Origin of the sequence: Mucilaginibacter terrenus (genome assembly GCF_003432065.1) — a bacterium.
Classification (GTDB): Bacteria; Bacteroidota; Bacteroidia; order Sphingobacteriales; family Sphingobacteriaceae; genus Mucilaginibacter; species Mucilaginibacter terrenus.
The window spans coordinates 356,699-382,159 of the sequence record NZ_QWDE01000002.1 but is presented as its reverse complement, the minus strand read 5'-3'; the positions used below and the strand labels follow the sequence as shown (position 1 = coordinate 382,159).

Sequence of the window (25,461 nt, the reverse complement as noted above, 5' to 3'; positions counted from 1 at the left end):
TTTGCAGTATTTAAAATCATGAGCAAAAACCTTCAATTTCCACACTTTTTTGAACACCAAAACCCAGCAAAGAAAATTTAAATATTCGTTTTGCGCTGTTTCGCAAAAAATAGACAAGTAGAGGGTAAAGGATCTCTTACTGTTCCGCAGATGTGTCTATCACCAGCTTGCTCCAGCCTTTGGCTCCGGCAGTTTTCAGTTCCTTTTTCATACTCTCCATAGCCTTCTTAATGCGGGTACTGTACGACCAGCAGGTGCTCTGGCGGATGGAAAGGATCTCTGACAATTTATGTGATGATATCTTCCCTTTAGTAGAGTACATCAGGAAGATCATATAAAATGCTTTATTGATCGGGATGCGGGTATTCTGCAGGATAGTATACGCGATAACAGACTCTTCGTATCCGCATTTGGAACAACGGCGGCTATAAGGCAGGTGGCCATTACTATATTGTACGCTGCTGCACTTGCGGCAGGCATAACCTTTGGACCACTTAAGCTCAGCCAAAAACTTAAAGCAGGTCTCCCGATCCGGGTATATTTTGCTGAACTCTTCAAAGTCTACCTCGGCAAGCATCACCCTGTCGTGTGTTACTTTGTCTATATCCTGGTGCAGCAGTTGATTGTCTTTTTCCAGCAGAACGTTCATCCTCGATATTTCCTCCGCTTGCTGCTGCAGTAGCTGGTTCACTTCGGTAAGCTCCTGGTTCTGCAGCTCTATCAGGTAGGATTTCTCTACCAGTTCGCTCGTGCGCTCTGCCACCTGCTCCTCAAGTTTCTTATTCAGGATATCTTTCAACTCTTCATTTTGCTGCAGCTGTTTTATCATCCGCTGCTGAGCTTCGTCCTTTTCACGCTTTAGTATACGCAGCCTGTCGCCTATGGCAAAGGTGATGAACAGCATCTCCATAATAAAGCAAAAGCTCAGGCTATAAAAATTGAATGCCGTTACTGGTAAGGCCCACATATTTAGCGCAATAAGCGTTTTTATTATAAAGCCTATAAAAAGGAAGCTATACCCAATTACAAAGAACCGCGCAGGCCGGTACCCCATATATAGTACATAACAACCGGATACAAACGCTACCGACAAGGGTATAAACTCTACAATCTTATAAGTAAACAGGTGACGGTCTACAAAAAGGCACAATAGGAAGAATACCGTGCGGGCTACAATAATTACCTTCAATACGCTATTAAAACGTGGGGCATTCTCTTTAAGATTGAGCAGGCTTTGCGCAAACAGCATGGCGAATGTACTGGCCAAAAACAATGCTATACCATAGGCATAATGGTTCCACTGGGGTGCCATTTGCCACAGGTACTGGTAAGCAATACCATCCGTACACATTTCGTACAAGCCGATGCTGAGGTTGTAAACAATGTAATAAAGGTATTGCCGCTGCCGCATGGCAATAAACATCATGAAATTGTATAAGCCGAATACCAAGATCATTCCGTAGAATATCCCGAAATAGAAGTACTCGTCCAAGGCGTAACTTACAAAGTAGTTTACTGCACGTAAAACAATAATGACGTTTGCAGATTGCTGCGACCTTATCCTTAAGTAATAAGTAACCTCACCTTTCAGCCCGTTGTCTAAATTGAAAATGAGGTTTTTATGCGTATATGGCCGTTGTAAAAAAGGACGGTTACTTCCCAGTAACGACGCTTGGTAAGCGCCGTTTTTGCCGGGGTAGAAAACTGTAATGCTATCAATGGTCTGGTCAAAAAACTCTAGCAGCCAGCTGTTCTTTGTAGAGCCGGAGCGGTCAATTTTAATTCGGTACCAATACGTACTTGCCGGGTCATGTATCTCGGGGGTGACTACAGCGCTACGTACAAATTTATCCGCTAACCGCGCACTTGCTACGTCTGTAATTTCCAGCTTGTTGCCTTTCTCCTGGTAACATGCTATATCTCCCCTGCGGAAAACGTGCTGCCTTATGCTATCGGTAACATGCAAAACAGGTTGCGCATAGCAAAGCGACAGCCCCGCCACCCATAACAACAACGTAAGAAATAGTTTTTGGTAGAGTTTTACCATGTTACATACCCAACTATGTTATCTACTTGCGACATTCGCTACAGCGTACGGCCCTTATTCTACTCACCCCGACGTAGCTATCGCTCGTCGACCCTCTCTCCGCTGCGCGTAAAGAGGGTGAAACTTTGTTTTCCTGCACCCTCTTTCACAACGTGCAAAGAGGGGCCGGGAGGATGTCTACTTGGCTGGCACCTTCAAGCCCAACGCTTCTATATAACCCTTTTGCGGTTTGCAGTTTGCAAACTTGCAATTCTCCAGCAAAGCATAAAGCGCCTGCCTAATTTTTTCGCGATCTTTTGGTGCAGTATCGCGGATATTTTTGAAGGTTGTACGCGGTTTTTGCGTATAGTCAATCACTTCCTGATAACCATCAGGCTTATCAAAGCTCATGATGCCACGGCTGCTGTCCAGCTTTTTGTATGGCCAATAATGCCAGCCTATGTTGTTCTTTTCGCATACCAGGCGAAAGTCCCGCACCCACTCGTCGGTATTTTCACCGGTCTCGCCTACATAGATGGGTACATTATACTTATCACGAAAATCAATGTATTCCTGTACAACTTTTACGGAAGCATCTGTCCAGTATTTATGAAAGGTGTAAACCAATTTAGGGTCGAACGGCTTTCCAAATATCTTAAAGTTGCTATCCCATTGCGCGCCACCTAAAAAGATGATGTGATTTTTATCTACAGACCGCACGGCCACAGTAAGCTCTTTATAAACAGGCTCCAGGTGTGGGTTAAGGTCGTTCACATCAAAGTAGTGTGCAATAGGTTCATTCAGCAGGTCATAGCCCATTACTGTTGGCTCATTCTTGTAGTGGTCGGCAATCCTTTTCCAAATTTGCGCTGCTTGCGCACGGCTTGCCGCGCTTTTAAACAGGAACGGATAGCCAAAGCCGTCGTCTATGTTGTCGCCGGTTTGGCCGCCGGGCGCACAGTGCATATCCAATAGTACGTACAATTTCTCCTGCTTGCACCATCCAATCACCTTGTCCAGCAATGCAAAGCCACGGTTAGGGTCATTGCCGCCCATGTACTCCTCGGTAGTGAACATGCGATAGTTGAACGGTATCCGTATAGAATTCATACCGGATGCCTTTAGAAAGTGGATGTCATCGCGTGTAATATAGTTCTCCAGGAATTTTTTCCAGAAAAGCTTAGCCTCTTCGGGACCAACCAACTCGCTTATAGCCTGATTAATAAGCCGGTGAGAACTGGCATCCTCAAATTTGAACATGTACCCTTCAGGAACCAGCCAGTTACCCAAATTGGTGCCGCGGATAAGGAAGGGCTTGCCATCTGTACCAATAACGTCTTTACCTTTGGTAGAAATAAATTTTGTTTGTTGTGCGGAAACATTGCTAATGCCTGCATAAAGCACAGCCAGCAGAAGTAATACTTTTTTCATTAGAAAAGGTAGACTTTATTTATCAATCATTTTGTAAAAATGCACATAATCTACATCCATAGTAGTAGGAAAGGATGTATCATCAACTCCTTTTTGCCCGCCCCAGCTGCCGCCAACTGCAATGTTTAAAAGGAGGTGAAAGTTTTGATCATAAGGCCAGGTGGCCGACCCGCCATTGTTATTTACGTAAGTAAATACCAGGGCATCATCATAATAGCCGCGGATAGCGTAAGGTGTCCAGTCTACCCGGTAAAGATGATAATCAGTACTGGCAGTGGCGATCACTTTAGAATCGCCTTTACCATTAGCTCCGTTGTAGGTTTGATTGTGCACGGTAAAATGCACATTTCCGGGATCAAACCCCACCATTTCCATAATATCTATTTCGCCGCTGTTTGGCCAGTTGCCATAAGCATAAGTATCTGGCAGCATCCATATTGCCGGCCAGGTACCCGTGCCGGCGGGCAGCTTTGCTTTTACCTCAACACGGCCGTACTTCATGGTGCCTGCCCCTTTCGAAACTAACCGGGTAGACGTATAATTAAGCCCGCCCATGGCTTCCTTCTTTGCAGTAATGGTTAGTTTGCCTGCCGCAATAGCAACATTGGCCGGCGTGTAATATTCCAGTTCGTTATTTCCCCAGCCACCACCACCGTTGTCATAACCCCAGCTTGCTGTATTTGGCGCACCATCAACATTAAATTCATCTGCAAAATAAGGTGTGGTTTCAAATGCCCAGCCTTTATCCTCAATAGTTACCGGGGGTACAATTGTTGGCGTCCGGGGGGTGGCATCATTCTTTTTACCGCAGCTAAAAAAAGCTACAGACAAAACTGCACATGCCAGTAAAGCACGGGAGATATTCATAAGCGGTAAGGGTTTATATTGGTATGTAAGCAAAACAAATATAACCATTTTAAGGGACATATTTAAGGGCTGTTGTTGGTTATACATTAGCAATGTGCGTTATTTGTTGCCTATGAAAGCTTTGATCAGTAAAATCATATACTTTGCGGCAGTGATGACAGCCTTGCTGATAAGCAGCGGAGCATCTGCGCAGGTTGTAAGGGTAGCTGTAGCAGCCAACTTACAGCCGGTTATCAAAGTGCTTCAGCAGGATTTTAAAAAGAGGACAGGCATAACTATTGAGCCGGTGTCTGCCGCTTCAGGCACCCTGGCAACGCAGATCAGGAACGGAGCGCCATTTGACATTTTCATGTCGGCTGATACCGAACTTCCGAAAGCGTTATTTAAGGATGGTTTTGCCGCTAATGCGCCCGTTGTTTATGCGCAAGGCATACTTATTTTATGCAGCCGGCACAAGGTATCATTAAAAAAATGGTGGGAAATTTTACTGTCAGACAAAGTAACGCGTTTTGCCATAGCAAACCCGGCTGTCGCGCCATATGGCAAGGCCGCAGAGGCGGCTCTGAAACGGCAGGGTGTTTACGATAAGCTGAAAAGCAAAATGGTTGTGGGCGAAAGCATTGGACAGGTAAATACATACATTAGCACCGATGCTGTGAACGCAGGTTTTACAACCCTTGCTTTTTTTAGGGAGAACAGCAGCAAAATACCCCTGGTAGGTTGGACTATCCCGGACAACACTTATCCACCAATTGAGCAGGGAATGATATTGCTAAAAAGGGCTGAGGACAATGCCGCCGCCATTAAGTTTTATAAGTATATTTTTACAGCAGAGGCTAAAAAGCTAATTGTTAAATATGGTTACCATGTATTGTAACTGATGGACCTTACCCCCATTTGGCTTACCCTTAAACTTGCCGGTATTACTACACTCGTGCTGCTGGTTGCGGGCCTGCCGCTAGCATGGTGGCTGTCTGGCAGGCGGTCTTTTGTTAAGATCATTGTGGAAGCGTTGATCACCATGCCCCTGGTGCTGCCGCCGTCTGTACTCGGCTTTTACCTGCTGCTGGCTTTTAGCCCCAGCAAAGGCTTGGGTAAATGGCTATACCAGACGTTTGATGTGCAGTTTGTATTCTCATTTAAGGGATTGGTGATTGCATCTTTAATATACAGCCTTCCGTTTATGATAAGCCCGGTTAAATCGGCACTGCAACAGCTGCCTTTATCACTTTCACAGGCATCATATACATTAGGGAAAAGCAAATGGCAAACATTTTGGCACGTGCTGCTACCCAATATTAAACCATCGCTATTTACAGCTGCTGTATTAACTTTTGCACATACGCTGGGTGAATTTGGTGTGGTGCTGATGATAGGCGGCAACATACCCGGTGTAACACGCGTGGCCTCCATAGCCGTGTATGATGCCGTAGAGCAGCTGGACTATACGGCGGCTAACAACTACTCGCTGGTGCTGTTCGCTATTACTTTTGTGATGGTGACAGGAGTATTCATTTACAATAAGTATCACGCAAAAAGCCCTTTAGAATGATAGTTCTCGATATAGAAAAGAAGCTAAAGGCATACAGCGGTACGGAGGTACTACGAATCGAAAAGCAATTTAACGCGGGAAGTATTAACCTGATTACCGGGCCTTCCGGCGCGGGCAAGACCACCTTGTTAAAGATGATAGCCGGGGTGATTAAGCCGGACAATGGCCACATTGTGGTAAACGAACAAACTTGGTTTAACGCCGCAGAAAAAATAAACATTACGCCACAGCAACGCCGCACCGGGTTTGTTTTCCAGGATTATGCGCTTTTCCCCAACATGACAGTGAGGCAGCACCTGAACTATGCAACTACCAACAACGACTGGATAGACCAACTACTTGCAATTGGTAAACTAAACGCCTTTGCCAATCATAAGCCGAACCACCTTTCGGGCGGACAGCAGCAGCGACTGGCCATTTTACGCGCGCTGGCCATTAAGCCAGCAGTTTTGCTGATGGATGAACCCTTTTCTGCACTGGATGTAAAAACCAAGACAGAGTTGCTTGCTGACCTTAACAACGTGTTTAAAGAGTTAGCGGCTACCGTGCTTATAGTGAGCCACAACCCACAGGAGTTGAAGGAAATTGCAAGCGATGAATTAATAATAGGAGAAGACTATATTTTGCCTTTCCACTGAGCAAGGCTTGCAATAATACCCTCTGTCGTTGCATCGAAACGGATGAAAGTATTATCCTGCGGGTGCGCTTTGTAAAGCTTGATGTACTCCTCAAACATCACCAGCGGATCGTTAATGATAAGATCGGCAATCGCACCTGCGCCGTTAAATTGCTGCAGCTTTTTTGCCATTTCATAACCAACATAGTAGCCGGCTTCATCATAGCCGGTGGTAAATCCGATGTTATAAAGTTCGTTATAAACGTGCGTTGCCGTATCAGCATAGGCTTTAAACAGCATCGTTTCAATAAGTACAAAATTCTGCCGCTTACGAGCCAGATTCTTGTTAACCTCTTCCATCTGTACTTTGGTAAATGGCTCCGGCTTAGTAATTCTGGTTATGTCGCCTACCAGCGTAGCGGTGCCTTCACTCCAAACATTATAGGCAATGGCCCATGATGCCTTTGCGTTGTAAGGCGTTCCTTTTTGAGCGCTAACTTTACGCAATGTGCGGCCAGCATCCTGTATCGAATGGTAGAGTTCGTGTGCTACCAGGTATCTTAGCCCTTCGTAGTCATTCCCAATTTTTTGCAGGGCTACGTTAAAGATGCTGCCATCATTCAGTACAAAGCCCAGCGATCCACCGCCTACCAGAAAGCATGCCCTTACATTAGCGTTTATGCTGTCGGGTGTATAGGTCTCTATCATCCGGGTAACATCAGCAATAAAGCTCTTCTGATCTGCCGCCAGTTTGTTGATGAGTAAACGTATTTGGGGCAAGTTCGCTTTAACAAGTTTCCAGTTATAGTTGTCGTCACCCTTAATTGTACCAGTCTCTATAATCTCCCTCAGGGTGCTTTTAAACTTATCTTCGCCGGCGCCACTGTAGCCTTTTACCTTAGCAATAAGCTGTTTGCTGCCAAAAGCTTGAGCAGCATTTGTTAACTGTTCGTCCGTAACCTTTTTACCGGCAAGTAAACCTGTAATTATGCGGGCACTTTCAAAGTCCACTGTGACGTTGATCACAGGCCCGGTTTTTATTTGCCCTGCAACACTTACTCCATAAAAGCATAGCAGCAGTAAGGTAACAATGTACTTTCTCATCTTACTTAAATACATCTCTTTTTATTGAACTTCTTCTACTGCAATTTTAAGCAAATTATGTAAGTACCGGCGCCCGGTTTTAAAATCCGAGGCAGACGTCATCTGAATGCTTTCGGGCAACTCGTTTATGCCTTTTCCGTTCTTCTCAGTAATAATGAATACCTTGTCGCCAACAGTAGTATTATAAAGCTCGTTCCAGGAGTATACTACCTTGTAGCCATCAGCGCCGGTGCAAACAAAGTAAAAGCGGCTGAGCAGTTTAGGGCTGCTGGTTTTGTATTTGGTATGTGATAGTATGTCTTTTAGCAAAACGCCTTTCAGATCATCATCCTTATGTTTAAAGGCGCCGGTATGGTCGGTCACTTTTATATCGCCGATTACAACTGTTTTATATTGCTTAAGCGAGTCCGGCGTAATTAACGATTCCTTCTCTACCCCACCGGTGATAGTAAACTGTAACGTTTGTTTGGTAGCAGTATCCTGCGCGGTCGCGTTTAATGCAACGGCAAGAAAAAGAATAAATAGAATGTTCCTCATGATGTAAATCCTGTATTTGCAAAGTAGCAATTTCCGGCCAAAAGAAAAGGGGCGTTGCCGCCCCTCATCAACAAAAACAAAAACGACCTCCCAATCATTTTCCGCTTTGTCGTTAACGCCGGGGAAACCTTACATAAAATTTAGTTTTTATTCAGAGCATCGTTCACCTGAATTTCAAGCTGCTTTTTGTAGCTGTCATCCAGTGTAATTTCCTTCGGTTCTGCTCTCAGAAGTGCTTTAATCATCTCATTAATTTTAGCACTTTGCTTTATATAGAGCTTGCACACATCGCATTGCAGCAGGTGTATGCGCAATTCCACACTTTCGCGTACGGTTATCTTGCCCAACATACGTTTGTCTATAAGGTAAGTGGCCTTGCGGCAGTTATATACTATATTTTTTAGGTTGCTCATTCTATACCCAGTTTTTCTGAAGGCAGGCCCTCAGGTTCAGCTTCGCACGATGAATAATCACCCAGTAATTAGAAGGGCTTATTTTCAGTTCTGTGCAAATAGTTTCTGTTTCCTCGTCATCCAGGTGCTTCATGGTAAATACCGATGCCCACAATCCTGGCAGCTTCTGCATGCACTTCTTCAGTACAAAATCAAACTCCTTTGTATTCAGCGCATCCTGCTGATCGAGCCCAAAGTGTTGTGGCGCATGTTCAGGCATCCAGTGCCCATCATCGCCAAAGAAATTTTTGTCGCTGGTCGTATCAACATTCAACGGCGTTGTTTTTAGTCCTGATGAATTCTTACGGTAAACATCCATTATCTTATTTTTCAGTATCGCGGTAAGCCAGGTACGCTCAGAACTTTTTCCTACAAACCTGTCAAGGCCCTGCAGGCCGGCAAGGAAGGTTTCCTGTACAAGGTCTCGCGCCTGTTCCTCGTCGCGGATACGGGTTATCGCGTAAGCATATAAATAGTCGGCATAGGTTTTTACCCAATTGCGCGGCTCGAGCTGATGATCGTTGGGAGGCATCGTCATGGTATCGGTCGTATGATAATGTTTTGTAGTAAAAACCTGTAAAACCTTACAAGATCTTTACATTTTTATTGAGATTGGCGCTTGTGCAATTACGTAAGTATTATGGTGCTAAATAAATGTAGCTTTATTTGTAAGGAAATTAAACGCGCAGCTACTAAGCGGTATAAATACATTCACATGAAAACTTTGAAAATACTTCCGCTGATTATAATAATACTAACCCTAGGCTTTATAACTGCCGCGTTTGTAAAAGGCACCCCTAAAGAACACGTAACTAAACTTGATACAGATAACAAAGGCTTTGCCGTTGTAGAACTGTTTACGTCCGAAGGTTGCTCCAGCTGCCCGCCTGCCGATGCCGTTATAGCTAAAATAGAAAAAGAAATTAAAGACAGGCCCATTTACATTTTAGCCTATCACGTAGACTATTGGAACCGCCTGGGCTGGAAAGACCCGTTCAGCAGCGCAGATTATTCTAAACGTCAAAATGCTTACGCCAGCTGGCTGCGCACCAGCTCGGTGTATACGCCGCAGATAGTTGTTAATGGCCAGAAAGAGTTTGTGGGCTCGCAGGAAGGCACGCTGCGCAATGCTATAACGGCTGGCCTTGGCAAGCAAACAACAGCAGAACTTACGTTAGCTGATCCCAAGATCTCAGCTACAGGTATCAGCGTTAATTACAGCGCGAAACAACCCTCAGCAAACAGCTCGCTTGTTGTTGCGCTGATAGAAAAGAACGCCACAACTGAAGTAAAAAGCGGCGAGAACGGCGGGCGTACTTTATCTCACGTACAGATAGTAAGCCAACTTAAAAACGTTAGCCTAACCGCTGATAAAGGCCAGGTACAATTTACATTATCAAAAGGTTTTATCAGCAGCAAGTACGAGATAATAGGCTTGGTGCAAAACACTTCTACCGGGGAAATACTAGCGGCAGCAAAATCACCGCTGCAAACGGGCATGATGGCAAGCAACTAAATTATCTGATATTTGCAATACACGACGAGCCTCCACAATGAAAGCAATCAAAGAAAAACATTCGCTGATAATGCGATGGACCCACTGGGTAAACTTCCCGATACTCACCATTATGATATGGAGCGGGCTGCTTATCTACTGGGCTAACGATGAGTACTCCATTAAGTTGTTCGGCCATACTTATTACAAGTTCTTTCCGCAGGGCTTTTACAACGCGCTGCATGTACCACGCCGCCTGGCAGAGGGAATGTCTTTTCACTTTTTGTTTATGTGGTTTTTCGTCATAAATGGTATACTCTATGTTTTATACACGATAATATCCGGCGCGTGGAGGGAATTGCTCCCCAACCGGCACTCCTTTAAAGAGGCCTGGCTGGTGCTGCTGCATGATCTGCACATTCGTAAGATGGCACCACCGCAAGAAAAGTACAATGCTGCCCAGCGTATTGCCTATACCGCTATTATTATAATGGGGCTTGGTTCGCTTATTACCGGCCTTGCAATTTACAAGCCGGTACAGTTTAACAGGCTTACCTGGCTTTGCGGCGGGTATCATGCCGCCCGGGTAGAACACTTCGTTTTAACAATAGGATACGTACTTTTCTTCATTATTCACATTGTACAGGTAATACTTGCAGGCTGGAACAACTTCCGTTCGATGATCTCCGGCTTTGAAGTTGTGAACGAAGATCCCACACCGGCCGTTGCGCCACAAGCCCCCGCAGAAGATGGAAGATAAGGCAAAGCAAAAGAAAGAACTTACAGTGGATCAAAAGATCCGTCGCCGCAACTTTATATCGTTCGGAGTTTTTGGTGTATTATCAGCTGCCGCTTACGAGGGCTGGCGGGCACTTTATACCGCGCCTAAAGAAGTGTCCGGCGTTACATCAGGGGCTAAGGCACCGCTGCGAAAAGCACTTAATAAAACAGAACTTTTCTTTCGCAATTTCTTTAGCAACAATCACCTGGTTAAAACCTATCCTAAAGAAATGGCAGCAAAGCAGGTGCGCCATAACAGCGATATAGGCAACGGCGGCGCGGCACCTGAAGACTGGGCACTGCAGGTAAAGAAAAGCACCGGCGAATTGTTGAACATCACCATAGATCAAATAAAAGCTTTGCCTAAAACTGAGATCGTGTTCGACTTTAAATGTGTAGAGGGCTGGGACCAGATACAATATTGGGGAGGCGTTAAGTTCATCGACTTTATAGAACATTTTGGCCTGGCTAAAGAAACACAGCTAAACTATGTGGGTATGATGACGCCCGACAAAAAGTACTACGTAGGCTTAGATATGCCCAGCGCGGTGCATCCACAAACAATTCTTACTTATGAGATGAACGGCAAGCCATTGCCTGCTAAACATGGCGCGCCGCTTCGGCTGATCATCCCCGTAAAATACGGCATCAAAAACTTAAAGCGAATTGGCAGCATAACCTTTGGCAACAACCGGCCACCCGACTATTGGGCGGAGCAGGGTTATGATTATTACTCAGGACTATAACCTATCTGCAAACAACTTGCAGGAATCTTAGTGTTAGATAGGTGGACAACTGCCCGCCCGGTCCGTTTAAATTATAGTCGAACCCGTGTGTGGCCCAGGGCAGCTGCACCAACAAGTGTGGTACTTTGTTTTTAGATAACACCGAATCCAGCTTTGTGCTATGCAATGGTGATACCAGCACGTCATTATCTCCATGTATGATGAGTGTAGGCACAGTGCGCTCATTTACAAACAACACCGGTGAAGAAGCAGCGTACTTATCAGGCATTTTCTCATATGCATCGCCTATATAGTTTTGCATCACCTTCCTTGAATTCATGATCAGTGGATTTGCCGGTACAGAATAGCCCCACACCATATCTGCAGGTCCGTAAAAATCTATTACTCCTTTTATGTTTTTATCAGGATGCGCATAAGCAGCAAGCAAGGCTATCTGCGCCCCTGCCGACCGTCCTAAAAGCACAAACCTGCCGGTATCTATATTAAGTTGTATCGCATTTGCTTTTAAATAATTAATTAAATGCCTCACATCTTCAACCGGAACCGGATTCCGGTATTTCGGGGCGAGGTGATAGTTAATAGACGCCACATTGTAGCCACGTACAGACAGGTAGCCATTTAGCCCTGGTAATTGCCTGCTGTTGCCACCACTCCACGAGCCGCCATGAACAACGACCACGCAGGGCTGTTTTTGTTGTTTACTATTGCGGTAGTAATCAAACGTAAGATGAGATGCACTGTCGTAGGTGATGGTTTTAAATGGCATCGCTGGCGGACCTTTTAACAATTGCAAGAAACTAAATGGTTTATAGGAAATCGCTTTAGCTTCTGTGCTATTAACCGCGCTGTTAAAAGCGTTCGGCAGACTCCTGGCTACAGACCAGGCATTAACAACCGGATAAAGAAATAGTGCAAAAGCAATTACAGCTGTTAACACTGCAGGTAAACGATATCTTCTTAGCGAAATAAGAGATAGCAGCAGTATAAAGGTTATCCCGGTAAATACCAGCGGATAGGAATTAACAGCTACTGCCAGCATCCATATGTGGTATTCGGGAGCGCCGAAAATAACCAGTAACGACACGAGGAACAGCAACACGCTTAAGATCAGTCTTACCATAAAAGCTGCAAAATAAAAAAGCCGGACAAAAGATCCGGCTTCTTCATTGTATAATGTCTAGTTAAACTAAATTCTGTTTGATATAAGAATAGCTTTTAGTGATGCTGTCGAACGGATCGCCCGGGCAAATATCCTGTTCGTTAAAGAAATAGTCTAAACCTGCTTTCTTAGCTTCTTTAAAAATGTTTTTAAACGGAATTACCCCGTTACCAACTTCGGTAAACATTTGTTTAGGGGTTTTATCCATATCCTTTACGTGCCATAAAGGAAAACGTTTAGGATAGCGGTTGAACAATGCAATAGGATCTTGCTTTGCCTTGTATATCCAGTAAATATCCATCTCCATCTTTACCAGGTCAGGATCGGTATTGTTCAGCAGCATTTCGTACGGGTATTTGCCGTCTTCCTGCTTAAACTCAAAATCATGATTATGGTAGCACAACTGTATACCTGCTTTTTTGCAAATCTCGCCGGCATGGTTCAATTTTGCCGCAGTCTCTTTGTAGTGGCTTAATGTGCCGCGTTCGTTATCTAAAAGATAAGCGCAAACCATGTACTTTAAACCTACTGCAGCAGCGTCATCAACCGCTTTCTGCCATTCGTTTATAATGGTTCCTTTAGTGTTCGGCATACCTTCGCCCAGCATATAGTGTGCGCTTGGCATAATCAGGCCATTATCCTTCAGTGTTTGCTTAAACTCTGCAGGCTCCATCCCGTAAAACTTTTGCGTACCTGTATAGGTAGCGCCCTCAACGGAGTTAAAGCCAACGCCCGCAACTTTAGCGAGGGTTGCCTTAGGGTCTTTAGCCATAGCATCCCGCACGGTATACAGTTGTACGCCAATGTATTTTTTGTTGCGTGCGAAAAGCTCGGGCGACATCATGAGCCCTGCGCCAAGCATCGCCGAAGTTTTTAGGAACGAACGTCTGGAAGTCATTTTATTTAGTGTTTAGTTGGTTTGTTGTGTAAATGTAACGCATTGACATTTACAATCAAATAGACCACACAAATTTTACAAGGTTTAATTAGCCGCAGGGCGTGGCTTATTATCCTTCTTATTTCCTTTATAACGGTTAGGCCTGCGCCGTTTGTCGTTCTTAGGTCCATCGTGCGGCCTCTCCTGTTTTGGCGCCTCAATAGACTGCAGTTCTTCCGGCAATTCTTTTGGCTCCAGCGTACGCTCTATCAGCGCCTCAATGGTTTTAAAGCGCCGAAGGTCACGGTCGTTTACAAACGTTATAGCAGTACCTTTGGTGGCTGCCCTTGCGGTACGGCCAATACGGTGTACATAATCCTCCGGGTCCGGTGGTACGTCGTAATTTATAACCAAATCTATCCCTTCCACATCAATACCGCGCGAAAGCGCATCGGTACCAATAATTACAGGTAGTTGCTTGTTTTTAAACTTTAGCAATATTTCTTCTCGCTCGTTTTGCTGAAGGTCCGAGTGGAAGGCGGCAACACTTAAATTGGCTTGCTTGAGTTCCTTGTATATCGCCCTTACAATTTCCTTACGGGACGCAAAAACAATGGAGCTTAAATAGCCGCCTTCTTTAAGTATTTTCTTCAGCAGCGGCATCTTCTGACCATCGTGAACCCGGTATATCTGCTGGTCGATACCTTCTGCAGGTTTTGATATCGCGATATTGATCTGCTGCGGCTCATGTAGGATAGCTTTAGCGAGGGTACGGATGCGGCCCGGCATAGTTGCCGAGAAAAGCAGTGTTTGCCGCTTTTTAGGCAGATAGCTAATGATGCGCATTATGTCGTCCTGGAAACCCATGTCAAGCATACGGTCTGCTTCGTCAAGCACAAGGTGCGTAACGGTATTAAGCTTTAACACGCCTGAGGTAAGGTGAGCAATAAGCCTGCCTGGGGTAGCTATCAAAATATTCACATTGTTCTGAATGCCGCGGCGCTGCTGCTCGTAAGCAATGCCATCGCCTCCGCCAAATACGGCAATAGAGCTGATGCCGGTAAAATAGGCTAAACCTTCTACCTGCTGATCTATCTGTTGGGCAAGCTCGCGGGTTGGTGCCAATACCAACGCACTAATATTATGCTTATGTGTGGTAGCTATGTGGTTTAGCACGGGCAACAGGTACGATGCCGTTTTGCCGGTACCTGTTTGCGCGCAGGCTATAAGGTCGTCACCGGCCATTATAGCAGGTATTGCAAGTTCCTGTATGGGGGTTGCATTGGTGTAGCCCATGCTTAGTACCCCTTCTAGTAGTTGTTCGTCAAAATTAAATTCCTGGAAAGTCACTTATCGTTATTATGGTAAAAGTGCAAGATAGGTATTTTGTTGGTTTAATAGTAAATACGGCTTGTTATGTCAGGTAAACGTCTCTTTTATATTCTGTACAGGTGTGTCAAAAACAATAACTGTTAAAGGCTGTAATTTTACCGGGCAACATAGCCCACTCTTATTTTAATAATGTCTGCTAAATTTATACCTCTTAGAACGTCGGTAATTGCCTTTGTTTTAGTCCTGCTCTCTGCCTCCCGTCTACTTGCTACCAGCGTTGACACCATTAAGGTGCAAGGCACAGCCATACGGCAAGACACCATAACCAGCCTGATCGCGACGCGGCTCATCAACCGGGATTTCAACGATATCTACACACAAAATCTACGGTCATCCATGTTCGGCAATGAGTACTTTCAAAAAGTAAAAACACAGTTAGTAGCAGATGTTGTAGCTAATTTTGTGGTTTACAGCACCCCTAAGTCGCGTTTATTCATAAATGCTTTTACGAGGGTTAAAATCAGGCTGCTTGCAACACCCGGGGCACCTGTAAAATCGCCCAGCTATATGCCCGGCATACAGCTCTTCTACCGGTTGAATCATGATGTATATCATCCGGAGTTTTTATCGGGCGGCTACACACACCATTCCAACGGGGTACGCGGACCAACAGTACTGCCTGACGGCAGCTTTAATGCCGACAGCGGAAAGTTCTCGACCAATTTTTACACGCTTAACTACACTGTTGGTAAACGTACTGATAAAACAGACCGGATCATTAATCAATATAAGACGGTTGGAGTTGAGTTACACAGCGGCCTGTTTGGTAAAGGTTATGCTACTGGCCTGCCTGGTAAATACGGGTGGGTACGTGTTAACGGCAGCTATATGCTCAACATTGCTAAGAGCTATGAAGATCCAATAAAAAAAGACAGCAAACTATTTGAAAACTGGCAACGCCTGCAACTTGACTTTACTTACATTGCCGATAAGTACAACGGCTACGGCACCTTAGACATCAAAAAACGGTTGAACATTGGGCTTAAATATTACTACCATCTGCCATTCCTGAAAGATGTGGCCGTTATGGGCGGCGGCGGGTACCGCGGGCAGGACGATTACAACTTCTCCTTTCAGGATAGCTACGGGTATGTAACTGTTGGGCTTGCTTCTGGATTGTCTTTTTTGTTGAGCAGGTAGCTTCGGGTACTTTAAGCGTAAAGTTTATTGGCCATATTGGTTAAGTGTAACTGTAATTTTTTCGATTGATTTAGCGTTATTTAAGCAGCAATCGAAATAAATGCTACTTTAGCAACCAGTTAACACAGCAGCCCCATTTGCTGCTAAACCAAATTACCCATGAAGAAAATACTTTTGAGCGCGTTCGCGTTATCAGCATGCATGCTCACTGCATCTGCACAAAAAACAGTTAAATTATTCGACGGAAAAACCACCAAAGGATGGCACGCTTACAACAAGCCGGGCACCGGAGGCTGGGGCGTAGTTGACGGCGCATTGCAGCTTGACCCAAAAGCTACTGACGCAGCCGACCTTGTTACTGATGGCGAGTACGAAAACTACGAGCTTACCGTAGACTGGAAAATTGCAGAAGGTGGTAACAGCGGTATCATCTTCGGGGTGCATGAAGATCCTGCGCTGGGTGCTACTTACCTTACAGGTATTGAAATGCAGGTTTTAGATAACGAAAAGGCTGAGGACAACAAGAAACCAAGCCACCTGGCAGGGTCATTATACGATATGAAAGCTGCACCTGCAGCCGCTAAGCCAGCCGGACAGTGGAATACTGCCAAGATACGCAAAGACAAAGGCCACCTTACCTTTTGGCTTAACGGCGTCGAGACAGTTAACGTACAAATGGGCAGCCCCGAGTGGACCGAAATGCTAAACAACAGCAAATTTAAAACCTGGGACAAGTTTGCCAAATACCCTAGCGGCCACATCGCGCTACAAAACCATGGCGCAGTGGTATCTTACAAAAACATTAAACTTAAACAACTATAAGCTAAGGCTTCCACAAGCAATTACAGAGAGCACGTAAGATAATATGGAAGATATTCAGATAAAAAAATCGGCCACAACGTATGATGTTGTTATTGTAGGTTCTGGCGCAGGAGGTGGTATGGCCGGCTATGTACTGGCTAATGCAGGTGTTAAGGTATTGATGCTGGAAGCCGGCGCTTACTTTGACCCCAAGACCGATTCACAACAATTGAAATGGCCGTGGGAGTCGCCGCGTCGTGGCGCAAGTACAACCCGCCCATTCGGTGACTTTGACGCTGCTTACGGCGGCTGGGAAATTGATGGTGAGCCCTATACTACTAAAGACAAAACAGAGTTTTACTGGTTCCGTTCGCGTATGCTTGGAGGCCGCACCAATCACTGGGGCCGTATTTCCCTACGTATGGGCCCACACGACTTTAAGGCTAAAGACGGCCTTACAGATGACTGGCCAATCACTTACGACGATGTAAAACCATTTTACGATAAAGTTGACCGCCTGATAGGTGTATACGGCACCAAAGAAAATCTGGAGAACGAACCTGACGGTATCTTCCTGACACCGCCGAAACCTCGTTTGAACGAAATATTCATTACCCAAAGCGCGCGTAAAGCCGGGGTAACTACTATCCCTGGTCGGGGTTCGGTACTTACCGAGGCGCTACCGGGCAATAAAGATCGCGGCCAGTGCTTCTTCTGCGGACAATGTGGCCGTAGTTGTAAAGTATACGCAGACTTTTCGGCTTCGTCATGTTTGGTGATCCCGGCTATAAAAACCGGCAACCTTAAGGTGATTACCAACGCAATGGTGCGAGAGATATTAACCGACAAGAATGGTATTGCTACCGGTGTGTCTTACATCAATAAAGAAGATATGCAGGAGTACCAGGTAAACGCTAAAACCGTTGTGCTTGGGGCTAGCGCAGGCGAGTCTGCACGTATATTGCTTAATTCAAAATCATCAGCTCACCCGGGCGGCTTGGCTAACAGTAGCGGCGTAGTGGGCAAATACCTGCACGATTCTACAGGTTCAAGCGCTGGCGGTTTCCTGCCGCAATTAATGGACCGTAAACGTTATAACGAAGACGGTGTGGGCAGCGTGCACATCTACTCACCATGGTGGCTCGATAACAAAAAACTAAACTTCCCTCGTGGGTACCACATAGAATACGGCGGCGGCATGCATATGCCATCTTATGGTTTCGGCTTTGGTATGGAAGGCATGAACGGCGCAGTAGCAGGTCGTGATGGTAAAATGAAGGAAGCCGGAGGTTACGGCGCTTCACTTAAAGATGATTACCGCCGTTTCTTCGGTACTGGTGTTGGTATGGCAGGCCGTGGCACCGCTATCGCCCGTAAAGAGAACTATTGTGAAATTGACCCTAATGTGGTAGATAAGTATGGTATACCCGTACTGCGCTTTAACTACACCTGGAACAACGATGAGATAAACCAGGCTAAACACATGCAGGACACATTCGAAGAGATACTGCACAACATGGGTGCTATACATGGCCCGAAACAAGGCCCTGAAACCAATTACGGTTTAGAGGCTCCTGGTAAGATCATCCATGAGGTAGGTACTATCCGTATGGGCGACGATCCAAAAAAATCGGCGCTTAACAAGTACTGCCAGGCTTGGGATTGCCCTAACCTGTTTGTGGTAGATGCCGCTCCGTTTGTACAGCAAGGCGATAAGAACGCTACCTGGACCATATTAGCATTGAGCATGCGCACAGCAGAATACATTTTATCGCAACGTAAAAAACTTAACGTATAAGCCATGAACAGACGCGACTCCCTAAAAGCCCTTGGCTTTGGTACATTATCGGCAACGGTATTGCTTGACGCCTGTAAACCTACAGACAAGAACGCTCCGCAAAGCACCGAGCAGGCTAACGAAGCCACTGCCGGCCGCCAACCCGAAGAAGTAGAACGTGACAAAAAGCTTCAGGCAGAGAAATATTTTAATGAGCATGAGATGGCAACTATCGCTATCCTTGCGGATATCATCATTCCTAAGGATGGTAAGTCTGGCAGCGCTACAGACGCTAAGGTGCCCGACTTTATTGAATTTATCGTAAAGGACATCCCAGATCATAAACTGCCCATGCGCGGAGGCATCCGCTGGCTGGACACGCAGTGCCTGCACCGATATGGCAAGGCATTCACTGCATGCTCCGAAGCACAGCGTCTGGAAATAGTAGACCAGATTGCATATCCTAAAAAGGCCAAGCCCGAAATGCAGCAAGGTGTTGCCTTCTTTAATCGCATGCGTGACCTTACCGCAACTGGTTTTTTCACCAGTGAAATAGGCATTAAAGACTTGGGATTTGCCGGGAATGCACCTAACCGCTGGCAAGGTGTACCTGCTGATGTATTAAAGCAATACGGGCTGGAAAACTTTGTTATGTAATACTTGCCGCTATGCTAATGGCGGCATCTTAACAAAAAAGGGTGGACAAGTATATTTGTTCCACCCTTTTTAATTTTAACCTTTAGCAAGTAAAAAGACAAAACCCGAAGCTAAAATGCCCCGGGCTTGCCTCTTACATCACCCTCTATTTGATGTTCCTTACCGAATCTATATCAGACCTGTTGTTTTCTGCTTGCGGACTGCCCGGATCGGTTATCTATTTTTCGTTCAAAGCCTGTATTATCTACTTTTTTTATCTACCCACCATACATCCTCTGAAAGGTTGTTTACGCATAAACCAATAGAAGGTTTGCTCAGCTAGTGATTGGCTGGTAAATAAATTCCAGCCCACTTCAACAATGATCTGTACCGCTCTTCGTGTGGATACAATACTCTAATTCACTTAGATTGTTACAAGTTTGGCAACTTTGACGTATAGAATTAATTATTGGTTACATGCAGTTACATAAAAATGAGTTAAATTGTACCGCCAATATAAAATCAATGTATTTTATACTCTCCAAAGTGCTCTACATCCTTACACTGCCATTTTTGTGGTCATTTGGCTTGTTGGTTTACGCCATCGTTACTAAAAGTGCTAAAAGACGATATAAATTGCTTATTGCCGGCGTGGCATTGTTATATGTGTTTGGGAACCCTTTGCTTTTGAATCTTTACGCACGCGGATGGGATGAGGAACCTTATAATCCTGGCAACAGAAAGTTTAGCTGCATTATTTTGTTAGGTGGCTTTGTTTCCGAGGACGAAAGCGGTCACGGTTTTTTAAACGACTCTAAAGATCGTTACACACAGGCTACCCTGCTGCTAAAAAACAAAACAGCCTCTCACCTGCTCATGACGGGCGGCAATGGCAACCTTAATCCCTCGGCGTTTTCTGAAGGGGCGTATGTACGCGAACTTTTACACAAACAAGGATTTCTAGACTCTGCCATTTTTATTGAGAGCAAAGCACGCAATACTTTTGAGAATGCATCTTTATCGCACGCAATTATAAAAAAAGCAGGCTTAAAGCCGCCCTACTTGCTGGTAACCTCTGCTTTTCACATGAAACGTGCGGAACTTATATTTAAAAAGGAAGGCTTACAGGTAGTTGGTTACCCATGCGACTATAAAACATTAAAGAGTGCCTTATCTTTATACGACTTTTTACCTTCCTCTGTCAACTACGATAAGTGGAACCTCTATATAAAAGAGCTAATAGGCTACGTTGTAGCTGTACTAAAATAACTATGAAACGACTATTTATACTCGCTGTCTCGGCTTCAATTTCGTTTAACACTGCGTTTGCACAAAAACCGGTGAACAAAACAACATCAGGCAATCCCATTTTCCCTGGATGGTATGCAGATCCGGAAGCTACCATTTTCGAAAAACAGTATTGGATTTATCCAACATATTCCGACAAGTACAACAGCCAGGTACATTTCGACGCCTTCTCCTCGCCCGATCTGGTACACTGGACCAAGCACAACAATGTGCTCGATTCATCAAACGTAAAATGGGCCAAACGGGCGATGTGGGCTCCTGCCATCGTCAAAAAAGACAATAAATATTACTTCTTTTTTGCCGCTAATGATATACAGAACGATGAAACTGTAGGCGGCATTGGCATAGCTGTTGCTGAAAAACCTGAAGGTCCGTTTAAAGACTATTTAGGTAAACCACTCATTGATAAATTTCACAACAAGGCACAACCTATTGATCAGTTTGTGTTTAAAGATGATGACGGGCAGTATTACATAATTTATGGCGGCTGGGGTCACTGTAACATTGCCAAACTTAAAGCTGATTTTACCGGGATATCTACCTATAAAGATGATATATCCTATCAGGAGATTACCCCTGAAGGATATGTAGAAGGGCCGGTAATGTTCAAGCGCAACAAAAAGTATTATTTCATGTGGTCTGAAGGCGGCTGGACTGGTCCTGACTATCGTGTAGCATATGCTATAGCCGATAACATAAACGGTCCGTTTAAAAGAATAGGCACTGTACTGGCGCAAGATGCTAAAGTTGCAACCGGAGCAGGCCATCACTCGGTGATTAATGTACCAGGAACAAACGACTGGTATATTGTTTATCACCGCCGGCCTTTGACTGAAACAGATGCTAACCACCGGGTAACCTGTATAGACAAGATGATATTTAACGCCGATGGCACAATTAAGCCCGTTAAAATTACCAACGAAGGTGTAACTGCCAGAAAGATAAAGTGATGCCTGAAACTTTGTGAAGGGTATATGCAATATTGCCGTATTCATAATTGCCTTAACGGCAGTATGCAACAGCTATGCACAAGCTCCAAACATTACCTATCCGGATCAGAGCTATAAAAAAGGCGTACCAATAACTCCGGTATTGCCTGTTAACACAGGAGGCGCGGTGCCTGCAACGCCTTTTGGCCAGGTGACAAATTACGCCGGCGGAAGCACAATCCCCGGCTTTGTTAATGCGCACCTGCTTGCTGCACGTTTTAACGCGCCTTATGATATTAAACAGGACGCCAGCGGTAATTTGTACATAGCCGATGCGGGAAACAACGTAATACGTAAGATTGATGCCGCCGGCGATGTAACCACCTATGCAGGTACAGGTGTAGCTGGCAGCCTGGATGGTGTAAGGCTCCTGTCAGCTTTCAATGGACCAACAGGTTTGGTTTTTGACAAGGAGGGGAACCTGTTTGTTGCCGACCGCAAAAACCATACTATTCGCAAAATAACACCCGAAGGAAGTGTTACAACGCTGGCAGGGCTAGCCAATGCATCCGGGTTGATAAATGCTCAAGGGTCATTCGCGCGTTTTAACCTGCCTACAGGTATAGCTGTTGATGATAACGGAGGTTTGTTTGTAACCGACTATGGCAACAATGTAATAAGGCATGTTGCACAGGATGGCAATACCAATGTAACATCGGGAAGTGGCACCAGTGGGTGGATAGATGGCAGCAATACCATTGCGGCATTCAACAATCCAAACGGCATAGTTAATATTGGTGCCGGCATATTCTACATTACCGATGCATCGCACATACGTTCCATGGACAAGGACGGCAACATAGTTACCGTGGCCGGGAATTTTTTTACAGGCAGTGTGGATGGTTACGGTAAAGGAGCACTATTAAATGGTTGCACTGGCATGGTTAAGGATGCTGCTGGAGTAGTGTTCTTCACCGACCGAACAGGCTCTTCTATACGCAGATTTGATCCTTCCGGTGAAATAAAAACCATAGCAACAGCGCCGTTTGTTGCACCCGCCGGATTAACAATTGACAAAGACGGAGTATTGTACGTTGCCGATGAAGGTGCACATGTTATACGCACTGTTTATACAACGGGTTATTCAATTAGCCCTGCACTACCCGCAGGGCTAATATTTGATCGCACTACAGGTCAGATAAGCGGCACTCCTACAGAGACGAGGCAATTATCCAATTACACCGTAATAGCTTATAACACCAGTGGAAAAAGTGTGTTTGGTTTTCAGCTTGAGGTACGCGAAGCAGTGCTTAAACCACAGCAAATAACGTTTGGTCCCTTACCTACAGTCACCGTTGGTGACCAGGACTTTCCACCGGGTGCAACAAGCAGCAATCCAAACATCCCCATAGAATACGAGAGTAGCAATCTTAACCTTGCTTTTATATCAAATGGCAAAATACACATGGTGGCACCTGGAAAAGTCACCATTACTGCCAAACAACGTGGGGACGTTGACTATGCTGAAGCCATTCCGGTCCCACAAGAGCTCACTATCTTACCACCGCCTGAGCTGGACAAGCCCGACGTGGTTGCCAAAGCCGGTCCGTTTGTGTTTGCATTAGATAAGTTTGGAACACTTACTTTAACGCCCGATCAACTAGCTACGATCACGCCCGGCCCTCAAAAACCTGATATCACCAAAACCATCAGGCCAACCGGCACTTTTACATGTGAGGACCTTGGTGAGCAGGATATTACTGTCGGCGCGGGTTACGGCCCCGATCCGGCCGACCCGCTTAACGCGCAATTCGACCAGCCCGCGGCACTTGCCTTTGACAGGTTTGGGAACTTTTACGTTACGGATCAGGCTTTTTATAAAGTAAGAAAGTATGATCTTGATACACGCGTTACCACTATAGCTGGGGGCATCTCAGGCTTCAGGGATGGCAATGGTGGTAACGTCGCCTTTGGCAGAGGGCTATCTTCAATCGCTACAGATTCTCACGGGAACATATTTGTGTGCGACTATTTTAATAACGCTGTAAGAAAAATAGATCCCGACGGTAACGCCACAACATTTGCCTTCAATGAGCTTAAGGCAGCCAATGGCGGTAATTTTGCCGCAAATGCCATAGCGGTTGACAAAAACGACAATATATTTGTTGCGAACGCCACTAAAATATTCAGGATAACGCCGGATGGAAGCACCGTAACGTTATTTGCTGGTAGCGGAAACGCAGCCAATTTAGATGGTATTGGCGCGACTGCGAGCTTTAGCGGTATACGGGGACTGGCGTTTGATGGCTCTGGCTTTTTATACGTGAGTACCAGCGACCTAAACAATGTAAACACAGTAAGAAAAATAGCAGCCAGCGGCGCTACCGCTACAATTATCTCATTGCCTTACGCAGCTAACTTCACTCGCCTTGTAGTAAATAGTAAAGGGATTATATTCATTGCATCATCGCTGCCGGTTATATATCGCCTTACCGATGCAGGGGATTTTACTAAATACGCCGGCGGTATAGAAGGCTTTGCCGATGGGCCGAAGGCTACAGCTCAATTCAGGAACCCGCAGGGGATTGGCATAGATAGTAAGGACAATTTATACATCGTTGATTCAGACAATCACCGCATCCGGATGATCTCGACAACAGGCAAAGTAACCACCATAGCCGGTAGCGGAGAGCCGGGTGACAAGGACAACACCAATAGGAGCAATGCTACCAAGGTTACTGTAAAAGTAAAAATTGTTAGCGCGCTTAACATAACAGGCGCATATGCCGATGTCAACATGCTGGTAGCGCCGCAGTGCCCTGCACTTTTGCCAGATTACGCAACTGACGCCCATGCAGAAAGCACTTGTGCACACAATATCACCATAACGCAATCGCCGCAGGCCGGTACCACAATTGTTGCGGGGCAAACTATAAAGGTAACACTCACCGCCACTGATGATTTGGGCCAATCGTCAACTGCTACTTTCAATGTTAATGCAATACCTGTTGCTTCACCTACGGTGACTATAGCGCCTGTTAGTAGCGCGGTATGCGATGGCTCGCCTATTACATTCAAAGCGACAGCGGCTGATGAGGGAAACAGCCCCACATTTCAATGGCGCGTTAACAATGCTTTACAAGCTGCAACAGGCAGTACCTTCACTTACAACGCGCCAGCCGATGGCGACAAGGTTACCTGCACGGTTTTAAACACTGATTACTGCGCCGGTATACCGTCAGAGCAGTCCGCGCTATACGTAGTTTCTACTGAAGCGTCTATTGCGACCGCTCTGATCATAACGCCTTCTACGACCGACGCGATATGCGCAGGTGTGGCACTTTCTTTTACGGCCGTGCCGTCAAACGTGCAAACCGCAACACAAACACCGGATTATCAATGGAAAGTAAATGGCGATTTAAAGGGCAGTAATTCGGCAACTTTTACCAGCAGCACCTTGCGCAACGGCGATATAGTAACCTGCGAGATGGACAGCCATGTAAAGTGCTCTGCGTTACCAATAACTATATCTAACCCGATAACTGTACAGGTAAAAACAGATGCCGAATGCGCCATTACCATTGCCAATACTTTCACCCCAAATGGAGATGGGCGTAATGATCTCTGGGATATCCCGGAGCTTGTTAACTTTCCCGACTGTGTGTTCTCTGTTTATAATCGCTACGGTAAAGTAGTGTACCGTTCCGTTGGCTATACTAAGCCCTGGGATGGCACTTACAGTGGTAATCAGCTTGCACCCGGTACTTACTATTATCTTATAGACTTAAAAACAGGCCGGCCGCCACTTTCTGGTCCGGTAACAATTCTGAGGTAGT

At 45.5% G+C, this 25,461-nt stretch carries 23 protein-coding genes; 13 read left to right on the top strand and 10 right to left on the bottom strand.

The window, feature by feature from the left end:
• Nucleotides 1-136: 136 nt before the first annotated feature.
• The 3 genes from DYU05_RS12315 to DYU05_RS12305 form a co-directional block, all read right to left on the bottom strand.
• A complete protein-coding gene (locus DYU05_RS12315) occupies nucleotides 137-2,047 on the bottom strand; it encodes a 7TM diverse intracellular signaling domain-containing protein (RefSeq protein ID WP_117383409.1) in 1,911 nt (636 codons plus the stop codon).
• Nucleotides 2,048-2,224: 177 nt separating this feature from the next.
• Nucleotides 2,225-3,457 (bottom strand): glycoside hydrolase family 5 protein, encoded by a 1,233-nt coding sequence (locus DYU05_RS12310; RefSeq protein WP_117383408.1) that lies wholly within the window; start codon nucleotides 3,455-3,457, stop codon nucleotides 2,225-2,227.
• A gap of 15 nt (nucleotides 3,458-3,472) precedes the next feature.
• Nucleotides 3,473-4,324 (bottom strand): glycoside hydrolase family 16 protein, encoded by an 852-nt coding sequence (locus DYU05_RS12305; protein ID WP_117383995.1) that lies wholly within the window; start codon nucleotides 4,322-4,324, stop codon nucleotides 3,473-3,475.
• Between the two features lie 112 nt (nucleotides 4,325-4,436).
• Here DYU05_RS12305 and modA point away from each other — a divergent pair, with 112 nt between their 5' ends.
• Genes modA through DYU05_RS12290 form a run of 3 tightly spaced genes read left to right on the top strand, consistent with a single transcriptional unit; the run spans nucleotide 4,437 to nucleotide 6,514 of the window.
• A complete protein-coding gene (modA, locus tag DYU05_RS12300; RefSeq protein WP_235854011.1) occupies nucleotides 4,437-5,201 on the top strand; it encodes a molybdate ABC transporter substrate-binding protein in 765 nt (254 codons plus the stop codon).
• Nucleotides 5,202-5,204: 3 nt separating this feature from the next.
• The gene (modB, locus tag DYU05_RS12295) at nucleotides 5,205-5,876 is read left to right on the top strand and encodes a molybdate ABC transporter permease subunit (protein WP_117383407.1); all 672 of its coding nucleotides are present in this window, start codon (nucleotides 5,205-5,207) and stop codon (nucleotides 5,874-5,876) included.
• Nucleotides 5,873-6,514 carry an ATP-binding cassette domain-containing protein gene (locus DYU05_RS12290; RefSeq protein WP_117383406.1) on the top strand — a complete coding sequence of 214 codons (642 nt, stop codon included), beginning with the start codon at nucleotides 5,873-5,875 and terminating at the stop codon, nucleotides 6,512-6,514. The genes modB and DYU05_RS12290 overlap by 4 nt, the downstream gene beginning before the upstream one ends.
• On the opposite strand, the gene DYU05_RS12285 is transcribed toward DYU05_RS12290, so the two are convergent.
• The 4 genes from DYU05_RS12285 to DYU05_RS12270 form a co-directional block, all read right to left on the bottom strand.
• A complete protein-coding gene (locus DYU05_RS12285; protein WP_133300222.1) occupies nucleotides 6,493-7,596 on the bottom strand; it encodes a DUF5700 domain-containing putative Zn-dependent protease in 1,104 nt (367 codons plus the stop codon). The genes DYU05_RS12290 and DYU05_RS12285 overlap by 22 nt on opposite strands.
• Before the next feature lie 21 nt (nucleotides 7,597-7,617).
• A complete protein-coding gene (locus DYU05_RS12280) occupies nucleotides 7,618-8,133 on the bottom strand; it encodes a molybdopterin-binding protein (RefSeq protein WP_117383404.1) in 516 nt (171 codons plus the stop codon).
• Nucleotides 8,134-8,273: 140 nt separating this feature from the next.
• Nucleotides 8,274-8,546 carry a hypothetical protein gene (locus DYU05_RS12275; RefSeq protein WP_117383403.1) on the bottom strand — a complete coding sequence of 91 codons (273 nt, stop codon included), beginning with the start codon at nucleotides 8,544-8,546 and terminating at the stop codon, nucleotides 8,274-8,276.
• 1 nt (nucleotide 8,547) lies between these two features.
• Nucleotides 8,548-9,123: a sigma-70 family RNA polymerase sigma factor gene (locus tag DYU05_RS12270; protein WP_235854010.1), complete on the bottom strand. Its 576-nt coding sequence runs from the start codon at nucleotides 9,121-9,123 to the stop codon at nucleotides 8,548-8,550.
• A 177-nt stretch (nucleotides 9,124-9,300) separates the two neighbouring features.
• Here DYU05_RS12270 and DYU05_RS12265 point away from each other — a divergent pair, with 177 nt between their 5' ends.
• Genes DYU05_RS12265 through DYU05_RS12255 form a run of 3 tightly spaced genes read left to right on the top strand, consistent with a single transcriptional unit; the run spans nucleotide 9,301 to nucleotide 11,606 of the window.
• Entirely contained in the window at nucleotides 9,301-10,101 is an 801-nt protein-coding gene (locus DYU05_RS12265) for a DUF1223 domain-containing protein (protein WP_117383993.1), read from the top strand.
• 37 nt (nucleotides 10,102-10,138) lie between these two features.
• Nucleotides 10,139-10,840, top strand: a complete 702-nt coding sequence (locus DYU05_RS12260; RefSeq protein WP_165852067.1) for a cytochrome b/b6 domain-containing protein — start codon at nucleotides 10,139-10,141, stop codon at nucleotides 10,838-10,840.
• A complete protein-coding gene (locus DYU05_RS12255; RefSeq protein WP_117383401.1) occupies nucleotides 10,830-11,606 on the top strand; it encodes a molybdopterin-dependent oxidoreductase in 777 nt (258 codons plus the stop codon). The genes DYU05_RS12260 and DYU05_RS12255 overlap by 11 nt, the downstream gene beginning before the upstream one ends.
• 1 nt (nucleotide 11,607) lies before the next feature.
• On the opposite strand, the gene DYU05_RS12250 is transcribed toward DYU05_RS12255, so the two are convergent.
• The 3 genes from DYU05_RS12250 to DYU05_RS12240 form a co-directional block, all read right to left on the bottom strand.
• A complete protein-coding gene (locus DYU05_RS12250) occupies nucleotides 11,608-12,726 on the bottom strand; it encodes an alpha/beta hydrolase (protein ID WP_117383400.1) in 1,119 nt (372 codons plus the stop codon).
• Nucleotides 12,727-12,787: 61 nt separating this feature from the next.
• Nucleotides 12,788-13,663: a TIM barrel protein gene (locus DYU05_RS12245; RefSeq protein ID WP_117383399.1), complete on the bottom strand. Its 876-nt coding sequence runs from the start codon at nucleotides 13,661-13,663 to the stop codon at nucleotides 12,788-12,790.
• Between the two features lie 84 nt (nucleotides 13,664-13,747).
• Nucleotides 13,748-14,992 carry a DEAD/DEAH box helicase gene (locus DYU05_RS12240; protein ID WP_205771872.1) on the bottom strand — a complete coding sequence of 415 codons (1,245 nt, stop codon included), beginning with the start codon at nucleotides 14,990-14,992 and terminating at the stop codon, nucleotides 13,748-13,750.
• A 171-nt stretch (nucleotides 14,993-15,163) separates the two neighbouring features.
• On the opposite strand from DYU05_RS12240, the gene DYU05_RS12235 reads away from it, so the two are divergent.
• The 7 genes from DYU05_RS12235 (at nucleotide 15,164) to DYU05_RS12205 (ending at nucleotide 25,460) form a co-directional block, all read left to right on the top strand.
• The gene (locus tag DYU05_RS12235) at nucleotides 15,164-16,174 is read left to right on the top strand and encodes a hypothetical protein (RefSeq protein WP_117383397.1); all 1,011 of its coding nucleotides are present in this window, start codon (nucleotides 15,164-15,166) and stop codon (nucleotides 16,172-16,174) included.
• Between the two features lie 159 nt (nucleotides 16,175-16,333).
• On the top strand, nucleotides 16,334-16,996 hold the full coding sequence (locus DYU05_RS12230; protein ID WP_117383396.1) for a 3-keto-disaccharide hydrolase: 663 nt from the start codon (nucleotides 16,334-16,336) through the stop codon (nucleotides 16,994-16,996).
• A gap of 43 nt (nucleotides 16,997-17,039) precedes the next feature.
• A complete protein-coding gene (locus DYU05_RS12225) occupies nucleotides 17,040-18,773 on the top strand; it encodes a GMC family oxidoreductase (protein WP_117383395.1) in 1,734 nt (577 codons plus the stop codon).
• A 3-nt stretch (nucleotides 18,774-18,776) separates the two neighbouring features.
• Nucleotides 18,777-19,409 (top strand): gluconate 2-dehydrogenase subunit 3 family protein, encoded by a 633-nt coding sequence (locus DYU05_RS12220; protein ID WP_117383394.1) that lies wholly within the window; start codon nucleotides 18,777-18,779, stop codon nucleotides 19,407-19,409.
• 504 nt (nucleotides 19,410-19,913) lie between these two features.
• Nucleotides 19,914-20,657, top strand: a complete 744-nt coding sequence (locus DYU05_RS12215; RefSeq protein WP_165852066.1) for a YdcF family protein — start codon at nucleotides 19,914-19,916, stop codon at nucleotides 20,655-20,657.
• Between the two features lie 2 nt (nucleotides 20,658-20,659).
• On the top strand, nucleotides 20,660-21,646 hold the full coding sequence (locus DYU05_RS12210; protein ID WP_117383392.1) for a glycoside hydrolase family 43 protein: 987 nt from the start codon (nucleotides 20,660-20,662) through the stop codon (nucleotides 21,644-21,646).
• 13 nt (nucleotides 21,647-21,659) lie between these two features.
• Nucleotides 21,660-25,460, top strand: coding sequence for a T9SS type B sorting domain-containing protein (locus DYU05_RS12205; RefSeq protein WP_117383391.1), 3,801 nt, complete (start codon nucleotides 21,660-21,662; stop codon nucleotides 25,458-25,460).
• Nucleotide 25,461: the final 1 nt, after the last annotated feature.

Coding starts and splice junctions, on each gene's coding strand:
- modB (WP_117383407.1), top strand. CDS start 5,205: ATGGACCTTACCCCCATTTGGCTTACCCTTAAACTTGCCGGTATTACT.
- DYU05_RS12305 (WP_117383995.1), bottom strand. CDS start 4,324: ATGAATATCTCCCGTGCTTTACTGGCATGTGCAGTTTTGTCTGTAGCT.
- DYU05_RS12315 (WP_117383409.1), bottom strand. CDS start 2,047: ATGGTAAAACTCTACCAAAAACTATTTCTTACGTTGTTGTTATGGGTG.
- DYU05_RS12230 (WP_117383396.1), top strand. CDS start 16,334: ATGAAGAAAATACTTTTGAGCGCGTTCGCGTTATCAGCATGCATGCTC.
- DYU05_RS12215 (WP_165852066.1), top strand. CDS start 19,914: ATGTATTTTATACTCTCCAAAGTGCTCTACATCCTTACACTGCCATTT.
- DYU05_RS12280 (WP_117383404.1), bottom strand. CDS start 8,133: ATGAGGAACATTCTATTTATTCTTTTTCTTGCCGTTGCATTAAACGCG.
- DYU05_RS12210 (WP_117383392.1), top strand. CDS start 20,660: ATGAAACGACTATTTATACTCGCTGTCTCGGCTTCAATTTCGTTTAAC.
- DYU05_RS12225 (WP_117383395.1), top strand. CDS start 17,040: ATGGAAGATATTCAGATAAAAAAATCGGCCACAACGTATGATGTTGTT.
- DYU05_RS12310 (WP_117383408.1), bottom strand. CDS start 3,457: ATGAAAAAAGTATTACTTCTGCTGGCTGTGCTTTATGCAGGCATTAGC.
- DYU05_RS12285 (WP_133300222.1), bottom strand. CDS start 7,596: ATGAGAAAGTACATTGTTACCTTACTGCTGCTATGCTTTTATGGAGTA.
- DYU05_RS12290 (WP_117383406.1), top strand. CDS start 5,873: ATGATAGTTCTCGATATAGAAAAGAAGCTAAAGGCATACAGCGGTACG.
- DYU05_RS12255 (WP_117383401.1), top strand. CDS start 10,830: ATGGAAGATAAGGCAAAGCAAAAGAAAGAACTTACAGTGGATCAAAAG.
- DYU05_RS12265 (WP_117383993.1), top strand. CDS start 9,301: ATGAAAACTTTGAAAATACTTCCGCTGATTATAATAATACTAACCCTA.
- DYU05_RS12220 (WP_117383394.1), top strand. CDS start 18,777: ATGAACAGACGCGACTCCCTAAAAGCCCTTGGCTTTGGTACATTATCG.
- DYU05_RS12275 (WP_117383403.1), bottom strand. CDS start 8,546: ATGAGCAACCTAAAAAATATAGTATATAACTGCCGCAAGGCCACTTAC.
- DYU05_RS12270 (WP_235854010.1), bottom strand. CDS start 9,123: ATGACGATGCCTCCCAACGATCATCAGCTCGAGCCGCGCAATTGGGTA.
- DYU05_RS12260 (WP_165852067.1), top strand. CDS start 10,139: ATGAAAGCAATCAAAGAAAAACATTCGCTGATAATGCGATGGACCCAC.
- DYU05_RS12245 (WP_117383399.1), bottom strand. CDS start 13,663: ATGACTTCCAGACGTTCGTTCCTAAAAACTTCGGCGATGCTTGGCGCA.
- DYU05_RS12235 (WP_117383397.1), top strand. CDS start 15,164: ATGTCTGCTAAATTTATACCTCTTAGAACGTCGGTAATTGCCTTTGTT.
- DYU05_RS12250 (WP_117383400.1), bottom strand. CDS start 12,726: ATGGTAAGACTGATCTTAAGCGTGTTGCTGTTCCTCGTGTCGTTACTG.
- modA (WP_235854011.1), top strand. CDS start 4,437: ATGAAAGCTTTGATCAGTAAAATCATATACTTTGCGGCAGTGATGACA.